18 protein-coding genes are annotated in these 19,527 nt (G+C 59.3%); 5 read left to right on the top strand and 13 right to left on the bottom strand.

The window, feature by feature from the left end; all coding sequences use genetic code 11:
- Positions 1 to 15 precede the first annotated feature (15 nt).
- From ACTJK5_RS21010 to ACTJK5_RS20965, 10 genes are all read right to left on the bottom strand, one after another.
- Entirely contained in the window at positions 16 to 1,086 is a 1,071-nt protein-coding gene (locus tag ACTJK5_RS21010; protein WP_113180544.1) for a sn-glycerol-3-phosphate ABC transporter ATP-binding protein UgpC, read from the bottom strand.
- Positions 1,087 to 1,105: 19 nt separating this feature from the next.
- Complete coding sequence (locus ACTJK5_RS21005; protein WP_162741047.1) at positions 1,106 to 1,744, bottom strand: HAD-IA family hydrolase; 639 nt, start codon at positions 1,742 to 1,744, stop codon at positions 1,106 to 1,108.
- 215 nt (positions 1,745 to 1,959) lie between these two features.
- On the bottom strand, positions 1,960 to 2,742 hold the full coding sequence (locus ACTJK5_RS21000; protein WP_440613148.1) for an SDR family NAD(P)-dependent oxidoreductase: 783 nt from the start codon (positions 2,740 to 2,742) through the stop codon (positions 1,960 to 1,962).
- A 4-nt stretch (positions 2,743 to 2,746) separates the two neighbouring features.
- Entirely contained in the window at positions 2,747 to 3,595 is an 849-nt protein-coding gene (locus ACTJK5_RS20995) for a fumarylacetoacetate hydrolase family protein (RefSeq protein WP_112956950.1), read from the bottom strand.
- Entirely contained in the window at positions 3,595 to 4,020 is a 426-nt protein-coding gene (locus ACTJK5_RS20990) for a cupin domain-containing protein (RefSeq protein WP_112956949.1), read from the bottom strand. The genes ACTJK5_RS20995 and ACTJK5_RS20990 overlap by 1 nt, the downstream gene beginning before the upstream one ends.
- A gap of 28 nt (positions 4,021 to 4,048) precedes the next feature.
- Positions 4,049 to 4,444: a RidA family protein gene (locus ACTJK5_RS20985; RefSeq protein WP_162723217.1), complete on the bottom strand. Its 396-nt coding sequence runs from the start codon at positions 4,442 to 4,444 to the stop codon at positions 4,049 to 4,051.
- Positions 4,437 to 4,856 (bottom strand): acyl-CoA thioesterase, encoded by a 420-nt coding sequence (locus ACTJK5_RS20980; protein WP_062597582.1) that lies wholly within the window; start codon positions 4,854 to 4,856, stop codon positions 4,437 to 4,439. The genes ACTJK5_RS20985 and ACTJK5_RS20980 overlap by 8 nt, the downstream gene beginning before the upstream one ends.
- Positions 4,857 to 4,874: 18 nt before the next feature.
- The gene (locus ACTJK5_RS20975) at positions 4,875 to 5,663 is read right to left on the bottom strand and encodes an SDR family NAD(P)-dependent oxidoreductase (protein ID WP_440613147.1); all 789 of its coding nucleotides are present in this window, start codon (positions 5,661 to 5,663) and stop codon (positions 4,875 to 4,877) included.
- A 7-nt stretch (positions 5,664 to 5,670) separates the two neighbouring features.
- Positions 5,671 to 7,983, bottom strand: coding sequence for a bifunctional salicylyl-CoA 5-hydroxylase/oxidoreductase (locus tag ACTJK5_RS20970; protein ID WP_440613146.1), 2,313 nt, complete (start codon positions 7,981 to 7,983; stop codon positions 5,671 to 5,673).
- 241 nt (positions 7,984 to 8,224) lie between these two features.
- Entirely contained in the window at positions 8,225 to 9,349 is a 1,125-nt protein-coding gene (locus ACTJK5_RS20965) for an LLM class flavin-dependent oxidoreductase (protein WP_440613145.1), read from the bottom strand.
- Between the two features lie 223 nt (positions 9,350 to 9,572).
- On the opposite strand from ACTJK5_RS20965, the gene ACTJK5_RS20960 reads away from it, so the two are divergent.
- The gene (locus ACTJK5_RS20960; RefSeq protein WP_062445153.1) at positions 9,573 to 10,148 is read left to right on the top strand and encodes a winged helix DNA-binding protein; all 576 of its coding nucleotides are present in this window, start codon (positions 9,573 to 9,575) and stop codon (positions 10,146 to 10,148) included.
- A gap of 41 nt (positions 10,149 to 10,189) precedes the next feature.
- Here ACTJK5_RS20960 and ACTJK5_RS20955 read toward each other — a convergent pair whose 3' ends face one another.
- The 3 genes from ACTJK5_RS20955 to ACTJK5_RS20945 form a co-directional block, all read right to left on the bottom strand.
- On the bottom strand, positions 10,190 to 11,422 hold the full coding sequence (locus ACTJK5_RS20955; RefSeq protein WP_113225950.1) for a styrene monooxygenase/indole monooxygenase family protein: 1,233 nt from the start codon (positions 11,420 to 11,422) through the stop codon (positions 10,190 to 10,192).
- A 63-nt stretch (positions 11,423 to 11,485) separates the two neighbouring features.
- A complete protein-coding gene (locus ACTJK5_RS20950) occupies positions 11,486 to 12,271 on the bottom strand; it encodes an SDR family oxidoreductase (RefSeq protein ID WP_113225936.1) in 786 nt (261 codons plus the stop codon).
- Positions 12,272 to 12,313: 42 nt separating this feature from the next.
- On the bottom strand, positions 12,314 to 12,823 hold the full coding sequence (locus tag ACTJK5_RS20945; RefSeq protein ID WP_062427690.1) for a flavin reductase family protein: 510 nt from the start codon (positions 12,821 to 12,823) through the stop codon (positions 12,314 to 12,316).
- 165 nt (positions 12,824 to 12,988) lie between these two features.
- Here ACTJK5_RS20945 and ACTJK5_RS20940 point away from each other — a divergent pair, with 165 nt between their 5' ends.
- The 4 genes from ACTJK5_RS20940 to ACTJK5_RS20925 all read left to right on the top strand — a co-directional run bounded on the left by ACTJK5_RS20940 (position 12,989) and on the right by ACTJK5_RS20925 (position 19,509).
- Positions 12,989 to 13,981 (top strand): AraC family transcriptional regulator, encoded by a 993-nt coding sequence (locus tag ACTJK5_RS20940; RefSeq protein WP_062427691.1) that lies wholly within the window; start codon positions 12,989 to 12,991, stop codon positions 13,979 to 13,981.
- Between the two features lie 367 nt (positions 13,982 to 14,348).
- A complete protein-coding gene (locus ACTJK5_RS20935; RefSeq protein ID WP_113225937.1) occupies positions 14,349 to 16,502 on the top strand; it encodes an indolepyruvate ferredoxin oxidoreductase subunit alpha in 2,154 nt (717 codons plus the stop codon).
- A gap of 15 nt (positions 16,503 to 16,517) precedes the next feature.
- Positions 16,518 to 18,068, top strand: a complete 1,551-nt coding sequence (locus ACTJK5_RS20930; RefSeq protein ID WP_113225938.1) for an indolepyruvate oxidoreductase subunit beta family protein — start codon at positions 16,518 to 16,520, stop codon at positions 18,066 to 18,068.
- Between the two features lie 127 nt (positions 18,069 to 18,195).
- Complete coding sequence (locus ACTJK5_RS20925; RefSeq protein WP_111850818.1) at positions 18,196 to 19,509, top strand: MFS transporter; 1,314 nt, start codon at positions 18,196 to 18,198, stop codon at positions 19,507 to 19,509.
- Positions 19,510 to 19,527: the final 18 nt, after the last annotated feature.

Genomic DNA, 19,527 nt, shown 5'->3' with positions numbered 1-19,527 from the left:
ACGCGATTTATTCGATCACACCGCAAGTCGTTGCGATGTTTCACGGCTGAAGTAATGGACTTTCTCAGGCTCGACGCTGATGGTGACCGGGGTGTCAGGCGCAAATTGCGTATCCGGCCCGCAACGTACCGAGACAGGTGCGCCATCCCCCATCCGCACATAAACGTAGGCGCTATCGCCGAGATATTCGGTGTAGACGACCTTCGCAGCGAAACCGTCCTCGCGCGTGCCTGACGAAATCGACATGCCGTCCGGCCGCACACCCATCAACAGTTCTCGCTCTGGCGATGATGGCAGACGGGGCAGGGAGATCTGGCCGATGCCGGGTGCAGCGAGCCGGTTGCCCTCCCGTTCGACAGTCAGCATCGCCATGCGTGGCGAGCCGATGAAGTTGGCAACAAAGACGTTGGCTGGCGTCTCGTAAAGCTCACGCGGGGAACCGAACTGCTCGATCCGGCCGCCATTCATCACCACGATCCGGTCAGCAAGCGTCATGGCCTCGACCTGGTCATGGGTCACATAGATGGTCGTGCCGCCGATCTCGCGGTGGAGACGGGCGATCTCGAGCCGCACTTCTGACCGGAGCGCGGCATCGAGGTTGGACAGCGGTTCGTCCAGCAGGAGAAGCTGCGGTTTGCGCACCAGCGCCCGGCCGATGGCAACGCGCTGTCGCTGTCCGCCTGACAATTCGCGCGGCTTGCGCTCCAGCAGGGCTTCCAGCCGCAACATGCGAGCAGCTTCGCCAATACGCGCTTCGACTTCCGCTTTGCCGAGGCCCATCAGCCGCGCACCGAAGGCCATGTTCTCATAGACATTCATATGCGGATAAAGCGCATAGGACTGGAACACCATGGCGATCCCGCGTCGTGATGGCGCGATCTCGTTCATGCGCTTGTCATTCAGCCGGAATTCGCCATCGGTGATCGGATCGAGACCGGCGATCAGGCGAAGAAGGGTCGATTTTCCGCAACCGGACGGCCCGACAAAGACGATCAGTTCGCGGTCCTTCACATCGAGATCGATGCCATGGAGAACCTCGACGGACTTGAACCGTTTCTTGATGCCGCGCAGTGACAGTTGAGCCAAGGTCAGACCTCCATTTCGCTCAGGACGTGCCGCTTGGCGGCGTATCGGCGATCGCTTCGTCTATCGCCGCGATCGTCTTGGCCGCATCCATATGGTGAATGCTGTGCCAGCCGAGCCTGCGCGATGTCTCGATGTTTTCCAGCGTGTCGTCGATAAAGACGATCTGCTCGGGCGAAACATGTTCGCGGTGCTGAACCGCCAGGTAAATCTCCTCGCCCGGCTTCTCCATGCCCATCTCATGGGAGAGGTAGCAGGCATCAAAGAGATCGGCTCCGAGCATGGTTTCGATGATATGGCGCCAATGAATGGCCTGCGTGTTCGACAGACAGACAACGCGATGGCTGGATTTCAGGGTGCGGGCGTAATCCACCATACCGGTGAAAACGCCTTCGAGAAGCGCGGTTTCCGCTTGCGCCACCTGTTCAGCGGTTAGTCCATAAATCTCGGACGCGCGAGCCAGATAGTCATCTTCGCCGATCTGTCCCAGGCGAAACTGCATGTTGAGGCGAAGCAGGTCCGCATTCGCTTGAGCGGTCGGCGACCAGAGCCCACCCGCTTCAAGCGCAGCGCGGCGCCTCTCGACATTCAGTTCGATGAAGACTCCGCCGACATCGAAGACGATAAGCTTGTCGTCGCTGTGTCTATCCGGCTTGACCACCACATATTCTCCGCAGGAACAACCCTATAATGCGAAGGAAAAACGCGCTACGCCCTTCTACGGGCTCCACATTGGCAAAAGCGGCGGGAATTATCAATTCCTAATTTCTTTAAAAATCAGAATAAAATATTTTCGTTGATCGCTAGAAACGGCATCGCCGGCAGTGAGCAGTACCCATGCCGGCGATGCAGGTGATCAGTGCCTCGGATGGAGAACTATTGGTCGAATATCCCTGTCTGGGACGCCACCTTGCGATAAGCCGCACCCGCCGTGAAGCCGCCGTCAATGACAAAGTCTTCTCCTGTAATGAAGCTTGAGGCGTCAGACGCCAGGAAGAGGACGAGCTCGGCGATCTCTTCCGGCTTGCCGCTGCGCTTCATCGGCGTCATGTCGATCATCGGTTTCAGGTGAGGGCTGTTGGCGTTCAGACCCGTAACGACGAGGCCAGGGCAGACCGCATTGACGCGGATGGCTTTGGGCGTCAGTTCCATGGCAGCGCTGCGGGTAAGCCCGCGCAGGCCCCATTTGCTTGCCGTATAGGCGGGATCATAATGGCCGGAAAACCCACTATTGGATGAGATGTTGATGATCGATCCGCCGCCGGATTTCGCCATCAATTCCGTCACCGCCTGAATGCCGAGGAAGGCGCCTGTGAGGTTGACCTTCAGCACGCGCTCCCACGCTTCCAGGCTGGTGGTTTCGACGATGCTGCGGTTGATGATGCCGGCATTGTTGACGAGAATGTCGATGCGGTCTTTCCACTCGGTTGCAAGCGCAACAACGCCTGCCCAGCTGGTTGGGTCTGTCACGTCGAGATAGATGAAGCGGGCCTCGCGGCCTTCCCTCTGTAGGGCTTCCGCGAGCGCACGACCTTCCTCGGCCAGCACATCGGCGATGATGACGGCGGCACCCTTGGAGGCGAAGAGGCGGGCTTCAGCCTCGCCCTGGCCACGCGCACCCCCGGTGATGATGGCAAGACGTCCTGAAAGATTGGTCATGGGCTCAGTCCCTCGCTTCTACGGTTTGCTGCCGCTGCTCACCCAGACCTTCGATACCGAGCGTCATGACTTGGCCAGGCTTCAGGAAGACAGGTTCCGGCTTGATACCCATGCCAACACCCGGCGGCGTGCCGGTGGCGATCACGTCGCCGGGCTCAAGCGTCATGAACTGGCTGATATAGCTGACGAGATGCGCGACGCCGAAGATCATCGTATTCGTGTTGCCGGTCTGCCGGCGCACGCCGTCCACATCCAGCCACAATGCAAGGTTCTGAGGGTCGGCTACCTCGTCGCGCGTGACCAGCCAAGGGCCTGTCGGGCCAAACGTGTCGTGGCTCTTGCCCTTGGTCCACTGGCCGCCGCGTTCGGACTGGAAGGCCCGCTCGGACACATCATTGACCACGCAGTAGCCGGCGACGTGGTTCAGCGCGTCCGCTTCGCTCACATATTTCGCCCGCGTGCCGATGACGACGCCAAGCTCGACCTCCCAATCGGCCTTCTTCGATCCGCGCGGGATTTCGACATCGTCATTCGGGCCGACGACGGCTGAGGTCGCCTTCATGAACAGGATCGGCTCCTCCGGCGGAGCCTTGCCGGTTTCCTTTGCATGGTCTGCATAGTTGAGACCGACGCAGATGAACTTGCCCGGACGCGGCACGCAGGCACCAATGCGCTCGACCGAGACCTCTGGTAACGTCATCGGGTCGATTGCAGCGAGCCGCGCGAGACCGGCGTCGGAGAGGGCCTCGCCGTTGAAGTCGGCAATGACGCCGGAAAGATCGCGGATCGAGCCGTCCTTCGCCACAAGGGCTGGCTTCTCGGCGCCTGCGGGGCCGTGTCGCAATAGTTTCATCAGGCTCTCCTGAAACCTTCGAGAACGGAATCGTCTACATCCGGCAGGTTGACGACGATGTTGTCCGGGGTGCGAGTAGTGAGCCACACCAGCTCTTCCGTCGTCGACATGTTCACCTCGATATGCGGCCAGTTCGGCGGCACGAAGATGAAGTCGCCTTCCTCCATGTCGAGATACTCTTTCCAGTTCTCGCCGAAATAGATGCGCGCCTTGCCCTTCAGCACATATCCGCCAGTTTCCGCTTCGCCATGGTGATGCGGATAGGAGCGATAGCCCGGCTCGTTGGAGACTTTGCCGAACCAGATCTTGGTGGCTGGCGTGTGCTGCGGGCTGACACCCGAAATGCGGACGCAGCCGCCGGATTGGCCGGTTCCGGTGTCTTCCTGGCCCTTGCGGGTGATGAAGGGTTTGATGGTGCTGGTCATGGACTCTCTCCTCCTCTGCAGATTTCAATCAATCGGGAACGACGGCCAGCGCCTGGATTTCGATCTTGGCGCGGTCTTCCATCAACGACACCACCTGGACTGCCGCCATCGGCGGAAAGTGGCGACCGATGATCTCGCGGTAGATCGCGCCGATTTCCTTCATGCGTGATTTGTAGGAGACGCGATCGGTGAAGTACCAGGTCATCTGGATCAGATGCTCAGGCTTCGCATCCGCTGCCTTCAGCACGCTGACGATGTTGATTAGCGTCTGGCGCACCTGCTCGACGAAGTCGTCCGAGTGGAACTGGCAATGCTCGTCCCAACCGATCTGACCGCCGACCTGTACGATGCGACCGCGCGCGCTGATACCGTTCGAATAACCGATCGGCTTTGCCCAGCCGTCCGGCTGGATGATTTCATGCATCATGTCTTGGCTCCAGATAACGTGTGAGACCTGCGCGCACGTCGTCAGGCCAGGGATGGGATTTGTGGTCTTCAAGCGAGGTCATTACGATCCTCTGCTTGACCGACCAGATGATGTCGCCACGGACGGTGACGATGGTTTCAAGATCAAGCGAGGCCCGGCCGATCGAGCGCACATGCACGGCGAAATCGAGCGTGTCGCCATAGACGGCGGGCTTCTTGAACTCGAGGTTCATGGTCACCGTCGGCAGACCGAGCTTGCGCTCGAACATCAGTTCCTTCCAGGTGACGCCGAAGGAAGCGAACATCGCCTCGTTCACGTCAACGAGCATGGAGAGATAGGCCGGATGATAGGCAATCCCCGTGAGGTCGCAGTCGCCAAAGCGCATGGGTTTGGAATGGGTAAAGGGCATTTTCGTCTTGAACTCCGTTTAGCCTGCCATGACTTCACCGCCGGCAATCGCGATTGCCTGGCCGGTGACGGAACCCGCTGAAGGCGAAGCAAGCCACAACGTGGTGTCCGCGACTTCCTGCGGCTGGATCAACCGGCCTTGCGGGTTGGACTTGGTGAATTCCGCCAGCGCTTCCTCGCGGCTGCGCCCGGTCTTCTGGATGATGGTGTCGAGCGACTGCTGGATGATCGGCGTATCGGTAAAGCCGGGGCAGACGGCGTTGACCGTTACGCCCTTCTTCGCCAGCTCCAGCGCCAGAGCCCGTGTCAGGCCGACCACGCCATGTTTGGCGGCGCAGTAGGCGGAAACATAGGCATAGCCCGTCAGCCCAGCCGTCGAGGCGATGTTGATGAGGCGCGCTCCCTCGCCATGGGCCTTAAGGTCAGGCAGCACGGCTTGAGTCACGTTGAACACGCCTGTCAGATCAACCGAAAGAACATGGCTCCACATATCAGACGATGTCTTCTCGAAGGGCGCGCTTGGCGCTTCACCGGCATTGTTCACCAGAATGGAGACGGGGCCGAAGGTGCTTTGGGCCTTCTCCAGACCAGCGGCAATCGCCTCCGGTTTCGTCACGTCGAAACCGTCGAGGACCAGGGCCTGGCTTCCGATCTCGGCAGCGACCGCTTCGAGTGGCTCGCGGCGGCGACCGGCGAGCGTCACATTGGCCCCAGCCTTCGCCAGCGTGCGGGCGATGGCAGCACCGATGCCGCTTCCGGCACCGGTGACGAGCGCGTGCCGTCCTTCAAGGGGAAGAGCATCTAGCATGGCGCTCTCACTTGCCCGCGCTGGCGCGTTCGAGGTTCGCCTCATACTGGAACTTGCCGGACATGTACTGTTTCGGCCAGGGCACGTTTTTCAGGCCAATCTTCGCCGCCTCGTGGAGAGCCCAGGCGGGATCGGCCAGATGAGGACGCGCCACGGCGCAGAGATCGGCACGGCCTGCGGAGATGATGGAGTTGGCGTGATCGGCCTCGGAAATGGCGCCGACGGCAATGGTTGGAATGCCGATCTCGTTGCGGATCTTGTCGGAGAAGGGCGTCTGGAACAGGCGTCCATAGACCGGCTTTTCCTCTTTCCAGACCTGGCCCGATGAGCAGTCGATCAGGTCTGCGCCTGCGTCCTTGAACATCCTGGCGAAGATCGCGGCATCTTCCGGCGTATTTCCACCTTCCGTCCAGTCATGGCAGGACAGGCGAACCGAGATCGGCTTGTCTTCCGGCCAGGCATCACGCACGGCGGCGAAAACTTCCAGCGGGTAGCGAGCACGGTTTTCGTAAGATCCGCCGTACTCATCCTCGCGCCGGTTGGTCAGCGGCGACAGGAAGGAGGAGATCAGGTAGCCGTGGGCTGCGTGGAATTCCAGCCAGTCGGCGCCGGCTTCCGCTGCACGCCGCGTGGCGGCCACGAAATCGGCCTTTACCCGGTCCATATCGGCGCGGTCCATGGCCTTCGGAACGACGCTGTGTTTCAAGTATGGGATCGCCGAGGCGGAGAGAAGCGGCCACCCGCCTTCCTCCAGAGGCTGATCGATACCATCCCACGCCCGTTCGGTTGCGCCCTTGCGTCCTGCATGACCAAGCTGGATGCCGACCTTGGCGGCGCTATTGGTGTGGACGAAATCGACAAAGCGCTTCCAGCCCTTCGTCTGCTCGTCGTTCCACAGCCCAAGGCAACCGGGGGTAATGCGGGCATCCGGAGAGACGCAGGTCATTTCAGCAAAGACCAGACCGGCACCGCCAAGCGCGCGGGCGCCAAGATGCACCATATGGAAATCGTCGAGTAGACCGTCTGTCGCCGAATACATTGCCATGGGAGAGACAACGATGCGGTTTGGTAGCGTCGTGCCGCGGGATGTATAGGGTGTGAACATTGGCGGCAGGCAGCGCTCATTCTCCTTGACGGCGAGGCCCGAGTGACGGGCGAACCAGTGCTCGTAACCCTCGAGCCATTCCTTGTCGCGCAGACGCAGGTTCTCGTGGCTGATGCGCTGCGAGCGGGTCAGCATCGAATACATGAATTGTTCCGGCGGGAGCGTATCGGCGTAGCGATCGCCGACGACTTCGAACCATTCCATGGCGTTTCGGGCGGCATTCTGGATGCGGGCCACGTCGACGCGGCGGATGTCTTCATAGGTCTTCAGCACATCGGCGATGCTGTCCTTGCCGTGGCCAGCCTTGTTGAACTGGTTGGCAAGCTCGATTGCATCATCGATCGCAAGCTTCGTGCCAGAGCCGATGGCGAAATGCGCGGTGTGAGCGGCGTCGCCCATCAGCACCACATGGGAGTTGCCGTTGAAGTGGCTCCACTTGCCGCAGATCAGCCGGTTGAAGTTCAACCAGGCGGAACCGACCATATGGCGCGCATTGGTCATCAGCTCCGCGCCTTCAAGCGTCTCAGCAAAGAGGTTCTGACAGAAATCGATCGATTCCTGTTGGGTCATCTGGCCGAGGCCATGGTCCTCGTAAGCCTTCTCGGTGGTTTCGACGATGAAGGTCGAGGTATTCTCATCGAACTTGTAGATATGCGCCTGGAACCAGCCGCGATCGGTCTTGCGGAAGTCGAAGGTGAAGGCGTCGAACAGCTTGTTGGTGCCAAGCCAAATGTAGCGGTTCGGGCGCTTGACGAGATCCGGCTCGAAAACGTCCGGATAGCGGTTGCGAACCTTGGAGTTGAAGCCGTCGGAGGCGATGATCAGATCGGCGTCCGGAAAATCCTGGTCGCCGCCCGCATCGGTCTCGAAAATGAGTTCGACGCCGAGCGCCTCACAGCGGCTCTGGAGAATGTTGAGAAGCTTCTTGCGGCCGATGCCGACAAAGCCGTGGCCAGTGGTGCGCTGGCGCGTGCCTTTGAAGAGCACCTCGATGTCGTCCCAGTGGTTGAACGCCTGCTGGATTTCGTCAGCGCTTTCCTTGTCCCACGTCTGCATGGACGCCATGGTCTGGTCGGAGAAGACGACGCCCCAGCCGAATGTGTCATAGGGACGGTTGCGCTCGACGACGCGGATATGATGTTCGGGATGCAGTTTCTTCATCAGTAGGCTGAAATAAAGCCCTGCTGGGCCTCCACCGATACAAACGATACGCATGTAACCCTCCGTGGCTTTGAGTGCACCGTCATGTGTGCTTATTTGAAGATTAAACTAATTTTCGATATCGGGACTGTCAAGTATGCAGATGCATATATCAAATTTTATTTTAGGCTTAAAATAAATGGCCGCAGGGGTGGTGCCTGCGACCTTAGGAAATTAGGGTTCGTATGCCCAAAGCTTCCGCCACAGGCGCGCTAAGCCTTTGTTTTCAATACAAGGGGTCGCAAGCCTTGATAGCTCAGCTTGCAAGAGCGGCGTGCTGTCTTACGACAGGCACACGAATGCCCGCCTGCTCCAAAAGCGGCAGAACGGCATCCCGGAAGTATGGGAACTCCTCGGCGTAATCGACGAAGGAGAGCGTCGTCCCGGCAAAGCCAGCCTTGTACAGCGAGACCAGGCCCTCTGCCACCTGTTGCGGGGTTCCGACCAGCGGAAAACCACCGTGGCCGGCTGCCATGCGATCTCTGATGAGTGCCAGAAGATCGTGTGGGAAGGAATTTGCATGGGCAAATTGCAGCTTCACCAGATTATCCACCGCGCCCCAGTCGGCATTGTCCTTGCCGAAATGCTGCAGATAGTCGTTCGCCTCCTTTTCGGTCGGACGGCAGACGACGTGTGAGAAGGTCAGGACGCCGGTATTACGGCCGGCTTCCGCACCCTTTGCCTTCAACTCCGCAATCTCCGCGGTGGAGCGGCTGAGATCGATTGCCGGGGTGAAGAGGAAATCGGCATTGCGCAGGGCAAAGTCTCGGCCCTGTCCGGAGCCTGCGGCATTCAGGATCGGCACCTTGTGGGAAGGGCGGGGATCTCCCAGGACGTTCTTTAGGTGGAAATACGTCCCGTCGTAATCGAACGCTTCCTCCTTTTGCCAGAGGGCCTTGACGACATCGAACCACTCTTCGGCATAGGCGTAGCGGCTTTCATGATCCGCGGGTAGATTGAGGCCCAGCGCCTCATATTCCGGCTGGTTCCAGCCAGCCACGATGTTCAACCCGACGCGGCCGTTGCTGATCTGATCGATGGTGGCGATCTGCTTTGCCACCACGGCCGGATGATTGGCGGCGGTATGAATGGTGGCGAAGACATTGATGGTGCGGGTGCTGGCCAGCAATCCGGCAGCCCAGGTCATTGTTTCCAGCACGTTGCCGTGGAAATTCGTCTCGCCGCCGTAACCGATCCAGCGGGCGATCGGCAGCATGAAGTCGATCCCGGCATCATCCAGCAGGCGGGCGAGCTTCAGATTGTTGGTCCAGCTGTTGTCCCAGCGCTCCGGCACTTTGGTCACGGACATGCCGCCCGAGCAATTGGATGCGAATGTGCCAAGCAAAAACTGCCCGGCGGCGAACATCGAGTTCTCCGTCATGGTTGGTTCCCCATTTTTCTAATAGAATTTACAATAGAAAGTCTATTTTAAACTTGAAGCTTGTCAATGGGCAATCGAGCCATCACAAAGGCACTAAAGTGCTGTGCGTCCTAGTGGACGCGCAAAGGACGCTTTACCTTTTTGAATCGACGCATCGTGCTTTTCCGAAAATCGAGGCCAATTTTCGGGCCGATGCAGTAGCAAGAGCAGGGCGACGAGATCGATGAGCAAGCAGAAGGGCGGCGACGAAAAGCAGGATCAGGACCCGGCACTGGACCGGCGTTGGCATCTGGCCCGCACACCCGTCGAAGTCGATCTGGCGGAGGCCGAATTCGCGTTGATGCGGGCCTTCGAGGCTTTTGGCCGATGGCAGGCAGAATGTCTGGGTTCTGTGGTCGATCTTGCGGTGAGTGGTCCGGAAAACGCCATGCTGCATATCATCCGCATGAATGAGCGGCCGAAATCGATCAAGGATCTGGCGCGACTGGCCAATCGCGAAGACATCCCGAACATGCAGTATAGCCTGCGAAAGCTGATCGCAGCCGGTCTGGTTCAAAAGAGCGGCAGCGGACGATCTGGCGTCGTCTACAGCGTGACGGAGAAAGGCAAGCTGGTGACCGATCGCTATGCGGATGTGCGCGCCTCACTACTGGCGAAGGCGGTTCAATCCGTGCCGGAGCTACGCCATCGTCTTGAAGACGCCACCACCACGCTCGATTTGATGACCGGAATCTACGAGCATGCGGCGTTGAGTGCCGCGACCCATCGTCGCCTGCCGAAAGAACCACTGGAAGACTGACAGGCCGCACGGATGCACGGCCTGTCAATTCGTGAAAAGCCTTAAGCGGCAAGCTTCGTCAGATAAGCATCGGCTTCTTCCGGGACGGCGAACCAAGGGAAGAAGTCGCGCGGATCGTTGAAGCCGTTGGCGATGCGCTTTGCCAGTGCGGGATAGGCCTGGGCCGAGCCCATGATGTTGAGTACATGCGGGGGTGGTGGCGCGAGCAGCGCATTCGTCCAGCCGACCACATATTGCGCATAGTCCCAATAGGCCTCGAAGGTTGCCTGCTTGAAGGCGTCGTCGAACGGCCTGTCGCCATGGGCGAGGATGGCGTCCATATAATATTTCGCCGCTTTCGATGCGTTGTTCGAACCCTGCCCGGTGATCGGGTCGTTGAGGCAGACGGCGTCGGCGAGGCCAAGGACGGTCGCTCCCGATGGCAGCTTACCGATCGGCTTGCGCACCGTCGGAGCAAAGGCTCCTGCCAGGCGGCCATTGTCGTCCGTCAGCGACACATTGGTACAGCGCTTCGCCTCCCAAGGCAGGAAGGTGTCGAGAATCCATTTCGACTTTTCGAGATGCGCGTCCGGAGAGTTCACATCCTTCCAGCAGTCCATTGGGCCGCCGGGAATGCCTTCGAACACCATGATGTCGCAGGCGCCCGTGGTGGTGAGCGCCGGGAAGGTGAAGTATTCCCCCACGCCCGGGATCAGATTGAAATTGACCGCCGAATGGCCGGGGCGCGGCGCCATGCCCTTCACATAGATCAGCGCCAATGCGCGCTGCGGCTTGTCATAGGGCGAGCGTTGCGGATCGCGCTCGAACATCTTGGCGATATCGCCCTTGCCGGCGGCGACGATCACCAGATCGCTTTCCCGCGCATAGGTTTCGAGGTCTTCGATCCCGGCATCATGAATGGTCAACTGCCCACCGCGATGTTCGAATTCCGTCAGCCAGCGCGGAATCTTGACGCGTTGATCCACACTCTGGGCCTTGCTGTCGAGCTTTCCGTTCCATTCGATGGCCTTGCCGCCATCGGGTGCCGGAACCACGAAGTTGATCGAATCGACGGTGGGGCAGCTGTCGCCCCAGAAGTTCAGACCGAGTTCGCGCTCATTCTGCAAGGCGTTATCGAACATGCACTGGCTGGACAGAACCCGACCGGCGGCGATCTCTTCTGCCGTTCTGTTTTGTACGATGTGAACCGCGTGCCCCGCATCCAGCAGGCCACAGGCGAGTTGCAGTCCGGACTGGCCGCCGCCAACAATGGTGAAACTGCGCTTCTTCGTCATTTCCATTCTCCCTGTTTTCTCAAGTTCCGCTGTGATGTTCCCGTTTATTGATCTCAGCGCGGCTCAATCCATGAGGCGCGGGATAGCCGGCTCGTTGCGTTCCGGTCCCATGGCGGTGTAGCCGCCATCGACGCGAATATCGGTACCGGTAATGAAGCTCGCATTGTCGGAGAGGAGGAATGCCACGGCTTCCGCCACTTCTTCGGGGCTGCCGGTGCGTCCCAGCAGATGGAAATCCTTGGCGACGCTGTCTGCCTTTTCGCGGGTGTTCTTGGTCAACTCGACCATCACATTGCTCCAGGTCCAGCCGGGAGACACGGCATTGACGCGAATGCCGTCAGGCGCCAGATCCATGGCCTGGTTGCGGGTCAATTGCAGGATCGCGGCCTTCGAAACGGGGTACACCCACCGTCCGGTCTGTGCGACGCGCGACGAGATCGAGCCGAAATTGACGATGGCGCCCTTGTTCTTGGCGAGGTGCTTGTGGGCTGCCTGCATGAGAGCGGTCGAGCCGACGACGTTGATGTCGAAGGCCTTTAGCCAGTCGGCCCGGCTCGTCTCAACGCCATTGTCGAGATAGGTGCAGGCGACGTTGACGAGAAAGTCGAGGCGGCCGGTGGCTTGGACCGTCTTCTCAACGAGCGCGCCGATGTCGGCATCGCTGGTAATGTCGGTGCGGATAAAGTGGACCTTCTCTCCCGCGCGTTCAGCCACTGCCTGACCTGCCTCTTCATTGATATCGGCAATCACCACCGAAAGGCCGTAACCGGTAAGCACCTTGGCAATGCCCTCGCCAATCAGTGTCGCGCCGCCGGAAATGATCGCAGTTTTCCCTTGAAGTCCGCGCATCGTCGTCTCCTTGCAAATGTCAGCAGAAATTGTGAGTGGATGTCAGGCGGCTGCCTGCGGCGGAACCGCTGCCGTCAAAAACGCGCCGTTGCCGTAGATCAGCGGATTATCGTCTTCCGGTGCGCAATGGGTTTTGGCGACGGTGCCGATCAGGATCAGATGCGTGCCGAATTCCTTGACCTCGGCGATCTCGCATTCGAAGGAGACGCAGGTCTGCGACAGAACCGGCGCGCCGGTGATGATACCCTTGATCCATTCGCCGGCGGCAAAGCGTTCTTCACGCACGAGGCCAGCACGCCCGGCAAAGACTTCCGCCACTGGCTGCTGATCGAGTGACAGAACGTTGACGGCGAAGACGCCGCTTGCTTCCACCACGGCGGCCACCGAACTCGACCGGTTGACGCAGGCCAGAAGCGATGGAGGCTCAGTCGACAGCGAACAGACGGCCGTGGCCGTCAGTCCGCAGCGGTTGCCCTCTGCATCCATGGAGGTGATGATGGTAACACCGCCGGTCAGCTTGCGCATGCCGGCGCGGAATTCCTCACTGCTCATGTTTTTGTTCCCTTTGCGAATGGATTTCGCATTCGTTTTATGTTTAAACTTTCCATGATGTTCCGGCGAACAGGTCCAATCGGCAATCCAGATTGCGCAGGGATTTGTCCAGTTTCGGCAACAGGCGGTCTGAAACTTCACTTTTGTCATTTCGGCGAGTGACTGATGATCGATATCGGCAAGCAGCAGCCAGGAGCCTGTCCTGTGGTAGACACCCACGACGTGGACGAGGCGCGCGAAGCGATCGGACGGATATTCTGTCCGCATTTTCTGCTCGTCGATGGACGTTGGAAAAGCGGCTTTCACGCGGTTCACGATGTGGTGGAGGAGCCGGGCCACTCCATCAATGTCGTCTCCTATGGTTCCGCTGTCGAAATCGATCCGGGCGAGCTTTCGCGCTTCTTTCTTCTGCAGCTTCCGATAAAGGGCAGTGCCGTCGTTCGTTGCGGGAATGATGAGACCCATGTTGCAGAAGGCCGCACGGCAACGCTTCTGTCGCCGACGCTCTCGACCCGCATGCGCTGGGCGGAGGGATGCGAGAAGCTGATCGTGCTTTTGGAGCGCGATCTGGTGGAAAGCCACTTCGAGAACCTGGCGCATGAGCGATCCGAGCGCATCGAGTTCGAACCGGCGATCGATCTGACCTCCGGAATCGGGCAGGGGATCTTTCAGCACAGCTTGCTGATGTCAGGAGCCGCCAAGGACAGAGGGCATTTTTCCGAGGCCTATCGGATCATGCTTCGGGACGGGCTGATCAACCTCCTGTTGAGCGGACTGCCGCATAACCGCAAGGGTCTTCTTCAACGATCAAGTCCAGGTGCGGGTCCAGTACCGGTTCAGCGCGCCGAAGACTATATCAGGGCCAATGCCGAGCGTTCCATCACCGCAACCGATATTGCTGAGGCGGCGGGCGTTCCACTGCGCACCCTTCAGGACAGCTATCGAAAGGCCAAGGGCCAGACCTTGATGGAGGCGGTGCAGGATGCACGCCTGGAGCTTTTGCGCAAAACCTTGCTGGCGCCATCTGCCGATATCAGTGTCGCAGACGCCGTCTTCTCCTCCGGTCTCGGCCATCTCGGCCGTGCCGCCCTTGCCTATCGAGAAAGGTACGGCGAAACGCCCTCGCAGACATTGCGACAGAGCAGAGGCATGTCTTGACGCGTACGTGCCGTGTGACCCGCGACATGGTCGAAGGTCTCGTGAACAGCCGTGAGGACGAGCCTCGGAATGGTCCTTTGTGCCGCCACCCAATTCGATGATATTTCAAGCATAAAGGAAATCAACTGTGCTGGCGTTGGCTCCGCGCCACTGGGGTGGAAAAGTTGCGCCGTGGCGCCGATCTGCGCAAGAAATGTGCATATGCATATGGCTCTGCCTGTATAGCCGTGCAAAAATATGCAGTTTAGAGGCTTGATATCGAGTTTTTGAAATTACTTTAGGCTTAAATCTTTCCCTGTTGACATCTGCTCGAAAGTAGAAATATGATTTTGCATATAAAGGCGTAATAGTCATAAGGGGAACCACCATGGCCGAACGGTCATTTGCGCGCGAGGTCGAAGATCTCAAGCTCGGTGAAGGCGAAATCTTCAGCGGCGAGGGGATCCTCGCCATTACCAAGGCGCTGCTGCAATCCGGCGTGTCCTATGTCGGCGGCTATCAGGGATCGCCGATTTCCCACCTCATGGATGTCTTGGCAGACGCCAAGGATGTGATGGAGGAACTGGGCGTTCATTTTGAATCCTCGGCGTCCGAAGCGGCAGCCGCGGCCATGCTCTCTGCCTCTGTCATGTATCCGGTCCGCGGTGCGGTGACATGGAAGTCCACGGCTGGAACCAATGTGGCCTCCGACGCGCTCTCCAACCTTTCCTCCGGTGGAGTGACCGGTGGCGCTCTTGTGATCATCGGCGAGGATTATGGCGAAGGCTCCTCCATCATGCAGGAGCGCAGCCACGCCTTTGCGATGAAATCGCAGATGTGGCTTTTGACGCCGCGTCCGAATTTGACCTCCATCGTCGATGCCGTCGAAAAGGGCTTTGAGCTTTCCGAAGCGTCCAGCACGCCTGTGATGCTGCAGGTCGGTATCCGCAGCTGTCACGTTCATGGCCAGTTCGTTGCCAAGGACAATAAGCGTCCGTCCTACACGCTGAAACAGGCGCTGGAAAATCCGGTGCGCGATCTCAACCGCATCGTTCTGCCGCCTGCGTCCTTCCAGCACGAGAAGGACAAGCTGGAGCGTCGTTGGCCAGCGGCAGTCGAGTTCGTGAAGACCAACCAGTTGAACGAGTTCTTCGGCCCATCCGGAGGCGAGGTTGGTCTTATCCTTCAGGGAGGTCTCTACAACAGCACCATGCGGGCGCTTCAGCATCTCGGCCTCGCCGATGTCTATGGCAACAGCCGCATCCCGCTCTATGTCATGAATGTCTCCTACCCGTTGATCGATGACGAAATCATCGCGTTTGCCGCTGGCAAGAAGGCGGTGCTGATGGTGGAGGAGGGCGCGCCTGAATATATCGAGCAGGCGCTCCACACGCTCATGCGCCGTCGCGACATCCAGACCAAGGTATCCGGCAAAGACCTGCTGCCCATGGGCGGCGAGTATACGACGCCGGTACTGATCAAGGGGCTGACCGGGTTTCTCGAGGTCAACGCGCCGCAGCTTCTCGGCAATCGCCCACCAGTTCCCGATCCTTCTGCCGTGTTGAGCGATCCGAAGGTGAAGGCACTGGCGGAGGTCGTGCCAGCCCGTCCGGCCGGCTTCTGCACCGGCTGTCCCGAGCGGCCCATCTTCGCTGCGATGAAACTGGTTGAGAAAGAACTTGGACCACACCATGTATCGGCCGATATCGGCTGCCACCTCTTCTCCATCCTGCCGCCCTTCAATATTGGCGGCACAACGATGGGCTACGGCCTTGGCCCGGCCTCTGCCTCGGCATTCAACGTCGAAGCCGACAAGCGCTCGATTTCGGTGATGGGGGATGGTGGCTTCTGGCACAATGGTCTTGCGACTTCCGTAGGCAACGCCGTCTTCAACAAGCAGGATGGCGTGACGATCATCGTCGACAATTACTATGCGTCCGCAACGGGCGGGCAGGACGTCCTGTCGTCGCGCGCCGACAATCCCAACCGCAAGACCAACAATTCGATCGTCAAAGCGGTGAAGGGCATCGGCGCCACCTGGGTCAAGCAGATCGACCGCACCTATGATGTTGCGAAGATGCGCGACACGTTAAAAGAGGCGCTGACGACGGATGAGAAGGGTCCGAAGATCATCGTCGCTTCCTCCGAATGCATGCTGAACAAACAGCGCCGAGTCAAACCGCAATTTGCCAAGGCCGTGAAGGACGGCAAGCGCATGGTCAAGGAACGCTTCGGCGTGGATGAGGATGTCTGCACCGGCGATCACGCCTGCATCCGCCTGTCCGGCTGTCCGTCGCTTTCCGTCAAGCATACCGACGATCCGCTGAAGGACGATCCGGTCGCGGCGATCGATAATTCCTGTGTCGGTTGCGGGAACTGCGGGGAAGTCTCGGAAGCCGCGGTGCTCTGCCCATCCTTCTACCGGGCCGATGTCATCCACAATCCGACAAAGACCGACAGGTTTCTCTATCGCCTGCGGTCGGCGGTCATCCAGTGGCTGCAAAAGCGCAGAAACGCGTCGCGCGTTGTGTTTCCGGCGTAAGGAGGGAAGATCATCATGGATAGCCTGCAAACAGATTTTTCGTCCGTCCTTTCCGCCGACAAGCCGCTTTCGATCGCCATCCTCGCCATGGGTGGCCAGGGCGGCGGTGTCCTGGCGGACTGGATCATATCGCTTGCCGAGGGCCAGGGATGGGTTGCTCAGACGACCTCGGTCCCAGGTGTTGCCCAGCGCACGGGCGCAACCATCTACTATCTCGAATTGCTCAAGGCCCGTGAGGGCGAAAAGCCGATCCTGTCTTTGATGCCGACACCCGGCGACGTCGATATCGTCATTGCCGCCGAATTGATGGAGGCTGGCCGCTCGGTCATTCGCGGCCTTGTCACGCCCGACAAGACATTGCTGATCGCTTCAACTCATCGCTCTTACGCGGTTGGGGAAAAGGAAAAGCCGGGCGATGGTATCGGTGATCCCACAGTCGTGGTCGATGCGACGGACTTTGCCGCCAAGAAGACGATCGCTTTCGACATGGATACCCTGGCGGTGAAGAATGGCAGCGTCGTGTCGTCTGCGCTTTTCGGTGCGTTGGCGGCCTCCAAGGCGCTGCCCTTTTCCAAGGATGTCTTCGAAGAGACGATCAAATCTGGCGGCAAGGGGATCGAGGCCAGCCTTCGCGCCTTCAACGCTGCTCACGAGCGGGCGACCAAGGGCGAGAATGACAAGCTTTCCGCCACCCCCATCAAGAAGCTGGAAGAGCTGCCCGCTTCCGCCGGACATCCCGCGCTGGATAAACTCATTGGTCGCATTCGCACGGAGTTTCCGCCAAACGCGCATTCCATGCTCTATGCCGGTGTGAAGAAGCTGACGGAGTTTCAGGATCCGGCTTACGCAGACGAGTACCTGACAAGGGTGGCCTCGCTTCATAAGGTAGATGCCGCCGAAGGTGGCGCAGACAGGGATTATGCTTTCACAACGCAGGCGGCGAAGTATCTGGCTGTCGCCATGGCCTATGATGACGTCATCCGTGTCGCAGATCTGAAAACACGTTCCGCCCGCTTCGAGCGCGTGCGCAAGGAAGTCGGCGTCAAGGGCGATCAGCTGCTCTACACGACGGAATACATGCATCCGCGCATGGAAGAAGTGTGCGGCACGCTTCCACGCAGGCTTGGCCAGTGGATCGAAAACAGCCCGAAACTCTTCGCTTTCCTCAATCGCCGTATCGACAAGGGCAGGCGCGTGAAGACCGGCACTCTGTTCTGGTTTCTCGGGCTTTACTCCACGTCCGCTTTGCGACGCTTCCGCCGGGGCAGCTTGCGCCACCATATCGAAGTTGCTCACCGCGATGCCTGGATTCAAAAAGCGGAAGAGGTCTTGGCCGCCAATTACGATCTCGCTGTGGAGGTCCTTGGTAACCGCCGTCTGGTGAAGGGTTATTCGGATACGCATTCGCGTGGCCTGTCCAAATTCGATCGCGTTATGTCGGCGCTGCCCTTGCTGCGCGATCGTGAGGATGGGGCTGCCTGGATGCGACGTCTGCGGCAGGCAGCACTTCTGGATGAGCAGGGGATTGCGCTCGATGGCGCCCTGAAGACCGTCGCGACGCTCTGAGCCTTGGCGGCGAAGCTATAACCATAAGAACGGCGGCGCCCTGGGAAGGGCGACCGTCCCCATTTCACCATTTCAATTCGTGTCGAATGCGCGGGGCCTGGTCTCGTGCACAAGGGGGAACTTTGTCATGACACAGTCCATCGGACGACCGTCTCACGCTGCAGCGACGCCTGCAGAAATCTCATCGCGTAAGAGCCTGCTAGTGGTGGCGCTTTGCTGGTTCGCTATCTTCGCGGAAGGCTACGACGTTGGCGTTCTCGGCGCCATTCTTCCTGCCCTTGCGACCGATCCAGTCTGGAAACTGACGCCGCTCGAACTGGGCGCTATGGGAAGCTATACCGTGATCGGCATGCTGATCGGCGGCATCGTCGTTGGCACGCTGAGCGAACTTTATGGCCGCAAGCCGCTCTTCATGGGCTGCCTCAGCCTGTTTGCCGCCTGCATGATCGCGACCTCACTGGCGCCGACACCATTCTGGTTTGCGGTCAGTCGCTTCGTCGCCGGTCTCGGCCTTGGCGGCATCATTCCCGTTGCTGCGGCGCTCACGGTGGAGTACTCGCCCAAAAGCCGCAAGAGCTTCAATTATGGCCTGATGTATTCCGGTTACTCGCTCGGCATTCTGGCGGCGGCGCTTTTCAGCCGGGGTTTTCTCGCAGACTATGGATGGCGGGTGATCGTTCTCTTCGGTGCAGCACCGCTTCTCGTGGTGCCGGTCTTCTATTTCCTGCTGCCTGAATCCGTTGAAAGTCTCGTCTTGCGCGGCAAGCAAAAAGAGGCTGCTGAAACGGCAAGGCGCATGGGTATCGCCGTTCCGAAGACCGTTCAAAAAAACCCGAAAGGCCCGGGCTGGTCGGCTGTTTTGAAAACCATCTTTGCCCGCGACAAGGCCTTTGAGACGATATGCTTCTGGGTCGGTCTGTTTCTCGGGCTTCTTCTCGTCTATGGCCTGGCGCAGTGGCTGCCGCAGATCATGCGCAAGAACGGCTACGATTTGGGCGATAGCCTGCTTTTCCTCGCGGTCTTCAGCCTGTCCTCGGCCATTGGTGGTATCGTGCTCGGCACATGGGCCGACAGGTTCGGGATCAAGCGCACAGTCGCGCTCTCCTATCTGGTCGGTGCCATCGGCATCGCCGCACTCACCTTCAAGAGTTCTATTCTCCTGAACTACGTCTTCGTCGCCATAGCCGGTTTCGGCACGGTGTCTGCGTCCCTCATTCTTACCGGATTTCTGGCGCAGCGGCTTGATCCCACAATCCGTTCGGCGGGCACGGGTTTTGCGCTGAGCTTCTCCCGTATCGGCGCGCTGACAGGCCCGTTGCTAGGCGGCTTCATCGCCAGCACAAATCTTGCGCCTGAATGGAACTTTTACATATTTGCGGCTGTAGCGGCCTTGGCGGCACTCGCGACTGTGTTAATACCGTCATCGACGAGAGCGTCTTAAGTCCGTTAGGACGCACAA

It is taken from the genome of Agrobacterium sp. 22094, assembly GCF_052046015.1.
Taxonomy (GTDB): domain Bacteria; phylum Pseudomonadota; class Alphaproteobacteria; order Rhizobiales; family Rhizobiaceae; genus Agrobacterium; species Agrobacterium cavarae.
The sequence above is the reverse complement of the archived record's forward strand: the minus strand, read 5'-3'. Positions and strand labels throughout refer to the sequence as shown.